The 12,726-nt window shown below is 70.6% G+C and carries 8 protein-coding genes; 7 read left to right on the forward strand and 1 reads right to left on the reverse strand.

Translation table 11 applies throughout. The features are described 5' to 3' along the window. Positions 1 to 6: 6 nt before the first annotated feature. Positions 7 to 1,194 (reverse strand): YihY/virulence factor BrkB family protein, encoded by a 1,188-nt coding sequence (locus ACQHII_RS11940; RefSeq protein WP_427919284.1) that lies wholly within the window; start codon positions 1,192 to 1,194, stop codon positions 7 to 9. A gap of 473 nt (positions 1,195 to 1,667) precedes the next feature. On the opposite strand from ACQHII_RS11940, the gene ACQHII_RS11945 reads away from it, so the two are divergent. From ACQHII_RS11945 to ACQHII_RS11975, 7 genes are all read left to right on the forward strand, one after another. Next, on the forward strand, positions 1,668 to 4,118 hold the full coding sequence (locus ACQHII_RS11945; protein WP_427919285.1) for a Pls/PosA family non-ribosomal peptide synthetase: 2,451 nt from the start codon (positions 1,668 to 1,670) through the stop codon (positions 4,116 to 4,118). Positions 4,119 to 4,160: 42 nt separating this feature from the next. Continuing rightward, positions 4,161 to 6,245 (forward strand): non-ribosomal peptide synthetase, encoded by a 2,085-nt coding sequence (locus ACQHII_RS11950; protein WP_427919286.1) that lies wholly within the window; start codon positions 4,161 to 4,163, stop codon positions 6,243 to 6,245. Positions 6,246 to 6,300: 55 nt separating this feature from the next. After that, positions 6,301 to 7,305 (forward strand): TauD/TfdA family dioxygenase, encoded by a 1,005-nt coding sequence (locus ACQHII_RS11955; RefSeq protein WP_427919287.1) that lies wholly within the window; start codon positions 6,301 to 6,303, stop codon positions 7,303 to 7,305. Continuing rightward, the gene (gene sbnB / locus ACQHII_RS11960; RefSeq protein WP_427919288.1) at positions 7,302 to 8,345 is read left to right on the forward strand and encodes a 2,3-diaminopropionate biosynthesis protein SbnB; all 1,044 of its coding nucleotides are present in this window, start codon (positions 7,302 to 7,304) and stop codon (positions 8,343 to 8,345) included. The genes ACQHII_RS11955 and sbnB overlap by 4 nt, the downstream gene beginning before the upstream one ends. 34 nt (positions 8,346 to 8,379) lie before the next feature. Next, positions 8,380 to 9,366, forward strand: a complete 987-nt coding sequence (gene sbnA / locus ACQHII_RS11965; protein WP_427919289.1) for a 2,3-diaminopropionate biosynthesis protein SbnA — start codon at positions 8,380 to 8,382, stop codon at positions 9,364 to 9,366. A 69-nt stretch (positions 9,367 to 9,435) separates the two neighbouring features. Continuing rightward, positions 9,436 to 11,070, forward strand: coding sequence for an acyl-CoA dehydrogenase family protein (locus tag ACQHII_RS11970; RefSeq protein WP_427919290.1), 1,635 nt, complete (start codon positions 9,436 to 9,438; stop codon positions 11,068 to 11,070). A 206-nt stretch (positions 11,071 to 11,276) separates the two neighbouring features. Continuing rightward, complete coding sequence (locus ACQHII_RS11975) at positions 11,277 to 12,566, forward strand: GAF domain-containing protein (RefSeq protein WP_427919291.1); 1,290 nt, start codon at positions 11,277 to 11,279, stop codon at positions 12,564 to 12,566. Positions 12,567 to 12,726 lie beyond the last annotated feature (160 nt).

The raw sequence follows: 12,726 nt of genomic DNA on the forward strand, positions 1-12,726 counted from the left end.
GGAGCGTTACTTCACCGGCCCCGGTGTGTCCTCGCCGCTCTTGTGGGTGCTCTTGGCGTGGGTGCTCTTGGCGTGCGTGCGCAGCCTGGACGTGACGTCCTCGGGAGGCAGGAAGCGGGACCAGCGTTCCGGGAACTCGGAGGGCATGTCGCCGTCCTCGGGGTCGTCGAAGTCGTCGTCGTCCTCGCCGCCGTGGGTGCGGGCGGCGGCCATGCGGGCGACGTACTCGGCGGCCTGCTCCTCGTGCCGGCGTTCGTTGGCGGCGCGGGCGGCGGCGGTCGCGGCGGCCGGCCAGACCCGGTCGATGGCCGCGTTGACGGCGGCCCCGACGAGTACGGCGAACGCGGACACGCCGATCCACAGCAGGACGGCGACGGGCGCGGCGAGGGAGCCGTAGATGGTGGGGCCCTCGACCGTGCCGGTGAGGTAGATGCGCAGCAGGTAGCTGCCGAGGACCCACATGGCGAGGGCGACCAGGGAGCCGGGCACGTCCTCGATCCACGGGGAGCGGACGGGGACGGAGACGTGGTACAGCGTCGTGAGGAAGACGACGGACAGGACGATGACCACGGGCCAGTACAGGACCTGCACGACCGTCTCCGACCAGGGCACGACCTTCACCACGGCGTCCGGTCCGGCGACCATGAGGGGCAGCGCGACCGAGCCGATCAGCAGGGCCGCGATGAACAGCGCGAAGGACACGATCCGGGTCTTGACGATGCCGCGCACACCGTCGAGGCCGTACATCACGGTGATGGTGTCGATGAAGACGTTGACCGCGCGGGAGCCCGACCAGAGGGCGAACAGGAAGCCGATGGAGATGACGTCGGGCCGGCCGCCCTTCATCACGTCGTGCAGGATCGGCTGGGCGATCTCGTGGACGCCCTTGTCGGTGAGGACGGTGCGGGACGCCTCCAGGATGTTGTTCTCCAGGCCGGCGATGCTGTGGGCGCCGGTCCAGCTGTCGACGTAGCCGAGCAGGCCGATGAGGCTCAGCAGGAGCGGCGGGACGGACAGCAGCGTGAAGAACGCGGCCTCGGCCGCGAGGCCCAGGATGCGGTACTCCATGCAGGAGTTGACGGTGTCCTTGACCAGCAGCCAGGCGGTCCTGCGCTTGGAGACGTTCCGGTAGAGGGCACGCGCCCGGTGGAACCGGCCGGTGGGCCGCTCGGGGGTTTCACTTGCTGACTGCACGCCCTAAAGGTATCCGCCGTGCCGGGATGCACTCATCCCCCGGGGGCGTCGGCCGGGACGGGGTGCCTGCTGGAGCACCGTGTCATGCCCGCGCTGGCCGAAACTTTTCGGTCCGGAATTCGAATTGGCATTCGAGATTTTAATGGTCGTTTTGGAGAGCTTCCCGGTGAGGACTCCGTACGTCAATCCTGATTGACCTTGCCCGTACCCCGCGAAGTCGAAAAAGCGCCATTGACCAGAACGGCCTTGACCCGTTCCGGAATGTCCAGAAATAATCCGGACTGCATTCGTTGCGCGCGTTGGGACGACGTCAGCGCACACGACTCGGGGGAAAACACATTGGGTCCATGACCGGGACCCCGTCCCAGAAATTCACTTTCACCCCACCCGTTTCGCGTGTGCCGTTTTCGTCTTTGGCGATTTTGGCGTTTTTGGCAATTCAAAGACAATGATCAGCACCAAGGAGCCACGTGGTGGGAAAACCCGGCACCGGCACCGAGACCGTTCTCGCAGAGGTCCTGGCCGGTGTCGTACGCAAGGAAGCAATACCGCTCGACAGTCACTTCTTCGACGACCTGGGCGCCAACTCGCTGGTGATGGCGCACTTCTGCGCCCGGGTCCGGAAACGTGACGACCTGCCGTCGGTCTCGATGCGGGACGTCTACGGCAATCCGACGATCCGTAGTCTCGCGGCGGCACTCGCCGACACCGACGAGCCTTCCCCGCCGGCCGTCGCCGATCCCCCGCCGCCCGGCAGCACGGCCCGCTATCTGTTGTGCGGGCTGCTCCAGTTCCTCGTATTCGCGCTCTACTGCGCACTCGCCGGACTTGTCACCGGGCGCGGCTACGAATGGGTTTCCGGCGGTTCCGGAGTGGTACAGGTCTATCTGCGTTCCGCGATATTCGGCGGCGCGGTGTTCATCGGCGTGTGCACGGTGCCGGTGGTGGCCAAGTGGGTACTCGTCGGCCGCTGGAAGGAGACCGAGTTCCCGGTCTGGAGCCTCGCCTATGTCCGGTTCTGGACGGTCAAGGCGCTGCTGCACGCCAACCCGATGATCCTGTTCGCCGGCAACCCGCTGTACGTCCTCTACCTGCGCCTCCTCGGCGCCCGGATCGGCAGGGGCGTCACGATCCTGTCCCACTCCGTCCCGGTCTGCACCGACCTGCTGACCGTCGGAGACGGAACGGTCATCCGCAAGGACTCCTTCTTCCTCTGCTACCAGGCGCACGCCGGCCGTATCCGCACCGGCCGGGTCACGCTCGGCAGCGGTGTGTACGTCGGCGAGAAGACGGTCCTCGACATCGGCACGGTCATGGGCGACGGCGCCCAACTCGGCCACTCCTCCGCCCTGTACGACGAGGCGCGGGTCCCGGCGGGCGGCCGTGTGCACGGTTCGCCGGCCGTTGCCACGGACGTCGACTACGTCCGTGTCCCGGCGGCGGACTGTTCCACGGCCCGCCGCTTCGGCTACGGCCTGGCCGCGCTGCTCCAGATGGTGCTCGTCTACGTCCCGCTCGCGGTCGGCGGCACCTACATGGTGCTGACCGTGGTGCCGGCCCTCGACCACCTGCTCGACCCGAACAAGAAGGACCTCAACTCGGCCCGCTTCTACGGCGAGGCGCTGGGTCTGTCGCTGGTGGCGCTCGTCGCCTTCGTCGTGCTCGGCTTCGCCTCCGTGTCCCTGCTGCCGAGGCTGCTGCGTCCGCTGCTGCGCCCGGACCGGGTGTATCCGCTGTACGGCTTCCACTACTCGGTGCAGCGCGCGGTGGCCCGGCTGACCAACCTGAAGTTCTTCAAGTGGCTGTTCGGCGACAGCTCGTACATCGTCGGCTACCTGAAGGCCATCGGCTACGACCTCGGCGAGGTGGAGCAGACCGGCTCCAACTTCGGTACGGAGGTGCAGCACGAGACGCCTTATCTGGCCAGTGTGGGAAGCGGCACGATGGTCGCGGACGGGCTGTCGATCGTCAACGCGGACTTCTCCAGTACGTCGTTCCGGCTGTCGCGCACGACGATCGGGCCGCGCAACTTCCTGGGCAACAACATCGCCTACCCCTCGGGGGGCCGTACCGGCGACAACTGTCTGCTGGCGACGAAGGTGATGGTGCCGATCGACGGCGAACTCCGTGAGGGCGTCGGCCTGTTGGGCTCGCCCTGCTTCGAGATCCCGCGCTCGGTGGAGCGCGACAGCCGTTTCGACCATCTGCGCGAGGGCAACGAGCTGAAGCGCCGGCTGACCCTGAAGAACCGCGCCAACCTGCGCTCGATGGGCCTGTATCTGTTCGTGCGCTGGCTGCACTGGTTCGTGCTGACCGTGCTCGGCTTCGCCGCCGTCGACCTGTACGGGGGCGAGGGGATCGGCGGGGGGCTGCTGATCGGCGCGTCCCTGATGCTGGGGCTCGGCTTCACCGCCGGGTACTACGTGCTGGTGGAGCGCCTGGTCGGCGGATTCCGGCCGCTGGAAGCCAAGTTGTGCTCGATCTACGACCCGTACTTCTGGTGGCACGAGCGGCTGTGGAAGGTGCCGGACCACTACATCCAGGTGTTCAACGGAACGCCGTTCAAGAACCTGATCTGGCGGCTGCTGGGCGTGCGCATGGGCCGGCGGGTCTTCGACGACGGCGCCTACATCACCGAGCGCACGCTCACCGCGATCGGCGACGACTGCACGCTGTCGGCGCACACCAAGGTGCAGTCGCACTCGCAGGAGGACGGCACGTTCAAGTCCGAACTCATCACCATCGGCAACGGCTGCACCCTCGGGGTGGGTGCGCTCGTGCACTACGGGGTGTCGATGGGTGACGGGGCCGTACTCGCCGCCGACTCGTTCCTGATGAAGGGCGAGGAGATGCCCGCGCTGTCGCGGTGGGGCGGCAATCCGGCGGTGGCCCAGCGCGGCGCCGCCTCGCACATGACTCCCTGACGGCGTGGCCGCAGGGGGAAGGAAACAGGGGGGAAGAGAACGATGGAGATCATTCCGCGGTGGACGCTCGCTCCGGTGCCCGGTGTGGCGGAGTACGAAGTGTCCCTGCCCGACGGGCTGTTGATCGAGCCCGCCGATGTGAAGGCCGCCCATGCGACGGTGCTCGCCGCGCTCTCGGGGGAGAGTGTCGAGGAGGACCCTGCGCTGCAGGTGAGCGTCACGGGCCGCACGCTGCGTCTGCGGTACCGCACCGACGTCCTGGACGCCGAGGCCGCCGCCCGTGTCGCGGGCTATCACGTCACGGTCCTCACCGATCCGAAGCGGACGAGCCTGCTGTCCGAGGCCGAAGTCCGTTTCCAGCTGGAGGAGTTGGCGGGCCCGCGGCGGGAACTGCCGGACCGGCGGGTGCACGAGCTGTTCGAGGACATGGTGGAGGTGTGCCCGGACGCGGTAGCCGCCGCCCAGGGCGACCGGAGCTGGACCTATCGGGAACTCAACTCCCGGGCGAACCGGCTGAGTCGGGCACTGCTGGCCCGCGGCCTGACCCGCGAGGGTGTCGTCGCCGTGGTGCTGGAGCGGAACCTCGACTGGATGGCCGCCGTACTGGCCGTGTTCAAGGCGGGCGGGGTCTATCTGCCCGTCGAGCCGCACTTCCCGGCCGACCGGGTGGCGCGCGTCCTGGAGCGCGCCGGGTGCGAGCTGGTGCTGACCGAGCACGGCAGCGACGGTTCGCTGGACGCGTCGGACCACACTCTCTACGTCGACGAGGCCTACGCCGAGGGGCATCCGGACGGGAATCCCGGGATCGAGGTCACCCCGGGTCAACTCGCCTACATCTACTTCACGTCGGGCTCCACGGGTGAGCCCAAGGGCGCGATGTGCGAGCACGCGGGTTTCGTCAACCACGTCTTCGCCAAGCTCGACGACCTGGGGATCGGGGCCGGGCAGGTGGTCGCGCAGACCGCGCCCCAGTGCTTCGACATCTCGCTGTGGCAGCTGGTCTGCGCGCCGCTCGTGGGCGGGCGGACGCTGCTGGTGGAGCAGGACGTGATCCTGGACGTGCCGCGGTTCGTCGACACGGTCGAGGCGGGGCGGGTCAACGTGCTCCAGGTCGTGCCGTCGTATCTGGAGGCCGTACTGGCCGAGTTGGAGCGGCAGCCGCGTCAACTCCCGGACCTGCGCTGTGTGTCGGTCACCGGGGAGGCGGTGAAGAAGGAGCTCGTGGAGCGTTGGTTCGCGGCGCGGCCCGGGGTGCGGCTGGTCAACGCCTATGGCCTGACCGAGACTTCGGACGACACCAACCACGAGGTGATGGACCGGGCGCCGGACGGGCCCCGGGTGCCGCTCGGCCGGCCGGTGGGCAATGTGCGGGTGTACGTCGTCGACGAGGACCTGGTGCCGGTGCCGCTGGGGGCGCCGGGCGAGATCGTGTTCTCCGGAGTGTGCGTGGGCCGGGGGTACGTCAACGATCCCGAGCGGACGGCGGCGGCCTTCACCGAGGACCCGTACCGGCCCGGTGAGCGGCTGTACCGCAGCGGCGACCACGGGCGCTGGCGTCCCGACGGGAAGCTGGAGTTCCTGGGGCGCCGGGACAGCCAGGTGAAGATCCGCGGCTTCCGCATCGAGATCGGCGAGATCGAGAACGCGCTGCTGCGGGTGGACGGGGTCAGGGACGGCGCGGTGGTCGTCGTACGCGGGACGCAGCTGGTGGCGTTCTGCACGGGTGCGCGGCCGGTGACGGCCGACGCCGTGCGGGCCCGGCTCGCCGAGTCGCTGCCCGCCTACATGGTGCCGTCGGTCGTGCACTGGCGGGCTTCGCTGCCGCTGACCGCCAACGGCAAGACCGACCGCCGGACGCTCACCGCGCTCGCCGGGGACCTGGACGCGGTCGGCGAGGGGCCCGGCACGCCGGCCGAGCGCCGACTCGCCGACGCCTGGGCGGTGGTGCTGGGCATCCCGGCCGACCGGATCGGCCGCCAGGACCACTTCTTCGACCGCGGCGGCACCTCGCTGGCCGCGGTGAAGCTCGCGGTCGCCCTCGACCGGGCGATCAGCCTCAAGGACGTCACCCGACACCCGGTCCTCGCGGACCTGGCCGGACTGCTGGAACGGCCGGTCTCCTCCTGAGACCCGCCGCACCCCCGGCCGAACGATCGACAGCACCACCGAAAGGAACACCGAGATGTCGCTCTCATCCGCGACCCTTCTCCACGCCGTCACCCTGAGCCCGGACGGTCCGCCGCTGCTGCACGCCGACGCCGGCGCGGACCCGGTGGGCTGGGCCGACCGGCACCGTACGGCGCTGCGGGCCGTCGTCGCCGAGCACGGCTGCGTCCTGGTCCGCGGGCTCGGCCTCACCGACCCGGCCGGGACCGAGACCGTCTTCCGGCGGCTCACCGACTCCCTGATGGCCGACCGGGAGCCGTTCGCGCCGCGCCGCACCTACGCGGAGGGCGTGTACTCCGCCACCAAGTGGCCGACCGACCAGCCGATGTGCCTGCACCACGAGTCCAGTTACGCGCTGGACTTCCCCGGGCTGCTGCTCTTCGCCTGCCTCGACGCGCCGACCGAGGGCGGCGCGACCCCGGTCGCCGACGCCGAGGCCGTCCTGACCTCGCTGCCCACCACACTGGTGGACCGCTTCGAGCGCGAGGGCTGGCTGCTGACCCGGACCTACCACGAGGAGATCGGGGCGTCGGTCGCCGAGGCCTTCGGCACCGAGGACCGCAGTGTCGTGGAGCGCTACTGCCGGGCCCAGGGCATCGACTTCGCCTGGCAGTCCGACGGTTCGCTGCACACCCGGCAGCACCGCGCGGCCGTGCTCCGCCACCCGGTCACCGGCCGCCGCTGCTGGTTCAACCAGATCGCGTTCCTGAACGAGTGGACGATGGAGCCCGAGGTCCGCGAGTACCTGATCGACGTCTACGGCGCCGACGCGCTGCCCTTCAACACCCGCTTCGGGAACGGCGATCCGGTCGACGCGGACATCGTGTCGGCCGTCAACGGGGCCTACGACGCACACGTGAGGCGCACGCCGTGGCGCTCCGGTGACCTGCTGCTGGTGGACAACATCCGTACCGCGCACGGCCGGGACCCCTTCGAGGGCCCGCGCGAGGTGCTCGCCGGACTCGGCGACCCGGTACGGCTCACGGACTGCGCGCCGACAGGAGGGGTGAGGGCGGCATGAGCGGATTCACCAGGGACTTCGACACACCCTCGTTCGCGGTCGTCAGCGGCGAACAGGTCCAACAGGCCCTCGCCGGGCGGGAGTCGGAGATCGGCGAGCTGGTGGAGGCCACCTACCGGCTGCACGGCGCGGGCGACTCCGTGAACCCGCCGTCGTACTTCCTGCGCTTCCCGGACCGCCCCTCGTCCCGGATCATCGCGCTGCCCGCGTCGCTGGGCGGGCCGCTGCGGGTGGACGGTCTGAAGTGGATCTCCAGCTTCCCGGGGAACACCGGCTCGGGGCTGCCCAGGGCCTCGGCGGTGCTGATCCTCAACGACCCCGACACCGGCTATCCGTACGCCTGCCTGGAGAGTTCGGTGATCAGCGCGACGCGTACGGCGAGTTCGGCGGCGCTCGCGGCCGAGAAGCTCAGCCGGGGACGGACGCGTCCGCTGCGGGTCGGGTTCGTCGGGACGGGTCTGATCGCCCGCTACATCCACACCCATCTCCGGGCCACCGGCTGGGAGTTCGAGGAGACGGGCGTGTACGACCTGTCCGCGGACAGCGCGGAGGGGTTCCGGGGATATCTGGAGCGGTCGGGCGCGCAGGGGCGCATCACCGTGCACGACAAGGCCGAAGGCCTCGTCCGCTCCAGCGACCTGCTCGTCTTCGCGACGATCGCCGGCTCCCCGCACGTCCACGACCCGGCCTGGTTCGACCACCATCCGCTGGTCCTGCACGTGTCGTTGCGGGATCTCGACCCGGCGATCCTGCTCGCGTCCGCGAACTTCGTGGACGACGTCGAGCACTGTCTGAAGGCCGACACCTCACCGCACCTGGCCGAACAGGCCACCGGTGGGCGGGAGTTCATCGACGGCACGCTGGACGACGTGCTGACCGGGCGGGTGGCCGTACCGGCGGACCGCACGGTGGTGTTCTCGCCGTTCGGCCTGGGGGTGCTCGACCTCGCGGTCGGCAGGTTCGTCCACGACGAAGTGGCTCGGCGGGGCGAACTGCGCGTCGTCGACGGGTTCTTCCACGAGCTGCGCCGGTACGGCTGACGGCGATCGTGGCGCACCACAAGGGGGGAAATACATGGCTGTGATCTCCGATCCCTCGGAGTTCAACGAGGACGAGCTCTACGTCGACCTGCGGGCCTCGCTGGGCCTGCCGCTCTATCTGAAATGTGAGGGGTTCAACTTCGCCGGCTCGATCAAACTGAAGGCCGCCACCGAGATGGTGGACGCCGCCGAGCGGGACGGCGTCCTGCGGCCCGGCTCGGTGCTGGTCGAGTCGTCGTCCGGGAACCTGGGGGTGGCCCTGAGCGTGATCGCGGCGAGCCGCGGCTACGGGTTCCTGTGTGTGACCGACAGACGGTGCAACCTGCCGACGGTGCGGCTGATGGAGACGCTGGGCAGCCGGGTGCACATCATCGACCAGCCGGACGGGCACGGCGGTTTCCTGGGCGCCCGGATCGCGTACGTGCGCGCGCTGTGCGCGTCGGACGAGCGGTACGTATGGCTCAACCAGTACACCAACCAGGGGAATTGGCGGGCGCACTACCGCACCACGGCACCCGCCATCGCCCGCCGGTTCCCGCAGCTGGACGTGCTGTTCGTGGGGGCCGGCACCACCGGGACCCTGATGGGCTGCGCGCGCTGGTTCTGGCAGTGGCGGCGCCGGGTGCGGATCGTCGCCGTGGACGCGGTCGGCTCGGTCACCTTCGGCGGGGAGGCGGGCACTCGGTTGATCCCGGGGCTCGGCACCAGCGTGGGCTCGCCGTTCCTCGACGAGTCGTACGTCGACGACGTGATCCATGTCGAGGAGACCGACACCGTGCAGACCTGCCGCCGGCTGGCCGCGCGGGGCTTCCTGTTCGGCGGGTCCACCGGCACGGTCGTCAGCGGGGCCGGGCAGTGGCTCGCCCGGAACGGCTGGCCGGACCGACGGCACGGCCCGACCGCCGTGGCGATCGCCCCTGACCTGGGCGAACGCTATCTGGACACCGTGTACCGCGCGGGCTGGCTGGAGGAGGAGGCGGCGGGGACCGAGATACTGGCGGCCATGTCCCAGTCGGCCTGACGGCGGCGGCGGTGGCCGTTTCACCGCGGAGATCCGGACCACCGCCGTCCGCACGGGTAGGTTCCAGCCATGGCACGCACCACCCACACCGTGACGAACCAGCCTCCCCCACTGGTCGGCTACGACGTCTTCACCGCCGACCGCGTCCTGGCCTCGGCGGTCGAGCGGCACACGCCGCCCGGACTGTTCACCGAGGTACGGGACGACCTCTCCGCCCTGGGCCGGGCCGTCGGCTCGGCCCAGGTGCAGGAGTGGGGTGCGCAGGCCAACGACAACCCCCCGGGCCTGCGCACCCACGACCGTTTCGGCAACCGGATCGACGAGGTCGTGTTCCATCCGGCCTGGCACCGGCTGCTCGGCAAGGGCGTGGCGGCGGGGCTGACCAATGCCTGGCACCGCCCGGCCGGGCATGTGCGGCGGGCCGCCGGTTTCCTGGTCTGGACGCAGGTCGAGGCCGGCAACGGCTGCCCCCTGTCGATGACCCACGCGGCGGTGCCCGCCCTGCGCGCCGACCCCGCGCTCGCCGCCGAGTGGGAGCCCCGGCTGACGTCCATGGTCTACGACCGTGAGCTGCGGCCCGCCCACCTCAAGGCCGGGGCGGTCTTCGGGATGGGCATGACGGAGAAGCAGGGCGGCAGCGACGTCCGCGCCAACACCACGGCCGCGACACCGCTCGCCGAGGACGGGACGTACGGGCTGACCGGCCACAAGTGGTTCTGCTCGGCGCCCATGTCCGACGGTTTCCTGGTGCTGGCCCAGGCGCCCGGCGGGCTCACCTGCTTCCTCGTGCCCCGCGTGCTGGCGGACGGCACCCGCAACGTGTTCCTGCTCCAACGCCTCAAGGACAAGCTGGGGAACCGGTCGAACGCCTCCGCCGAGGTCGAGTTCGACGGGACCTGGGCGCGCCGGGTCGGGGACGAGGGGGACGGGGTGCGGACCATCATCGGGATGGTCGCGGCGACCCGGCTCGACTGTGTGCTCGGCTCGGCGGGACTGATGCGGCAGGCCGTCGCGCAGGCCGTCCACCACACCGCCCACCGCGAGGCGTTCGGCGGCAGGCTCCTCGACAAACCGCTGATGCGCAATGTGCTGGCCGACCTCGCCCTGGAGTCGGAGGCCGCCACCACGCTCGGGCTCAGACTCGCCGCCGCCTACGACGACGGCGGTGAACAGGAGCTGGCGTTCCTGCGGTTGGCAGTGCCGGCCGCCAAGTACTGGGTGACCAAGCGCTGTTCGACGGTCGCGGTCGAGGCGGCCGAGTGCCTGGGCGGCAACGGCTACGTGGAGGAGTCCGGACTCCCGCGCCTGGTACGGGAGTCACCGCTCAATTCGGTCTGGGAGGGCGCCGGGAACATCCAGGCCCTGGACGTACTGCGGGCGTTGCGGCGCGAGCCACGGGCACTGAACGCCTTCCTCGTCGAGGTCGGCGGGGTGCGCGGCGCCGATCACCGGCTGGACGGCGCGATGAAGAACCTGCTCGTCGAACTCGCCGACCTGGACGGCATCGAGGGCCGCGCCCGGCGCCTGGTCGAACGGATCGCCCTCGTGCTCCAGGGATCACTGCTCGTCCGGTACGCCCCTCCCGAGGTCGCCGACGCGTTCTGCGCGTCGCGGCTGGGCGGCGACTGGGGTGCCGCCTTCGGCACCCTGCCGCCGAGCCTGGATCTGACGTCGATCGTGGAACGCGCCCGGCCGACGGCCTGAACGGCACCGGCACAACGCGAGGGTGGTGCTGCGCCGACACGGCACCACCCTCGCAGCGTGGGACAAGTTTCAGACACCGTACGGCCGTTCACCAGGGTTGCAGAGGGTTGCAACTTGGTGGCCACTGTGTCCGGAGTGTCTCCCTCCGTCACCGAGGGGCGGCACTATGAGAACAACAGTCGATACGGGACCGGAGAGAAGGACCCATGGTGAACCCGCCGGCCGCCCCGACACAGCAGGCCACCGCCGACGCGGCGCGGACGGCACGGATGCTCGGCGACGCCCGGCACAGCACGCTCTCCGGACAGCGCGCCCGCACCCCTCCGCGCCCGGTGATCGAGGAGTCCTGGGAGCGCGCGTTACGCGGCGGGACGCACCCCGACCGCGATCTGCGCACCGGACTGCTCTCCCGCGAGGAGGTCGAACGGCGGCGCGGGGCAAGCCCGTTGCGGCACGTCCTGCCGGTGCTGCGGGAGGGCCTGGTGTCGGTCGCGGACGCCGCCCACCACATCGTGCTGATCGCGGACGACGAGGGCCGGGCGCTGTGGCGCGAGGGCAGCACGGCGGTGCTGCGCAAGGCCGACGAGGTCGGCATCGAGGTCGGCACGGACTGGCGCGAGGACGTCATCGGCCCGAACGGCGTGGGCACCCCGGCGGTCGTCCGGCGGCCCGTGCAGGTCTTCGCCGCCGAGCATCTCTCGCGCGCGCTGGCCGCGTTCACCTGCGCGGGCGCCCCGATCACCGACCCCAGGGACGGCCGGCTGATCGGTGTCGTCGATGTCAGCGGTCCACTGGAGACCCTGCATCCGGCGACCCTCGCCTGGGTCGACTCGGTGGCGAAACTCGCCGAGGCCCGGCTGCGCGAACTGCATCTGACCTCGCTGGAGCGGCTGCGCGCGGTGGCCGCGCCGATCCTGCCCAGGCTGGCCGGCCAGGCCCTGGTGGTGGACCGGGACGGCTGGACCGCGGCGGTCATCGGAATGCCGTATGCGAAGCGGATCGCGCTGCCCAAGTCGCCGTCGGCGGGACGTCGTTGGCTGCCCTCGCTCGGGCTGTGCTCGCTGGAGCCGCTGGCCGGGGGCTGGTTGGTGCGGGTCGCCGACGAACCGGGGCCGCGCGCCGCCACCCGGATCGTCCTCGATCTCGCGCTGCCGCGCCGCTGGTCGGTGACGGTGTCCGGCTGCGCCGGCTCCTGGACCCATGAACTGAGCCCCCGGCACGCCGAGTTGCTCTACCTCCTGGCCCTGCACCGCACCGGCCGCAGCGCGGCGGGCCTGGCCGAGGACATGTTCGGCGACCCGGGCCGCACGGTGACGGTACGCGCCGAGATGTCGCGGGTACGGCGCTATCTGGGGGCGTTCCTGGAGCACCGGCCGTACCGCTTCTGCGAGGACGCGGAGGTCGAGGTGGTGCTGCCGGACGACCCGCGGGAGTTGCTGCCGTACTCGACGGCACCGGCGGTGACCCGGGGGCGTGGGCCGGTCCCGACGCCGTAGCGGACAGGTGGCGCAAAAGACACGTCGAGCGGCATCTTCCGCATAATTGCAGGGTCTTGCCCATGGGGCGGCCTTGACTGCCGTAGCATCCCTCTACGGGCCACCCCACCTGCTCCCTGGTCAACGCACGGATCACCAGGCGCAGTTGGCTCGCTCCGGG

This window comes from Streptomyces sp. cg40 (genome assembly GCF_050320165.1).
In the GTDB taxonomy this organism is placed as follows: Bacteria; Actinomycetota; Actinomycetes; order Streptomycetales; family Streptomycetaceae; genus Streptomyces; species Streptomyces hokutonensis.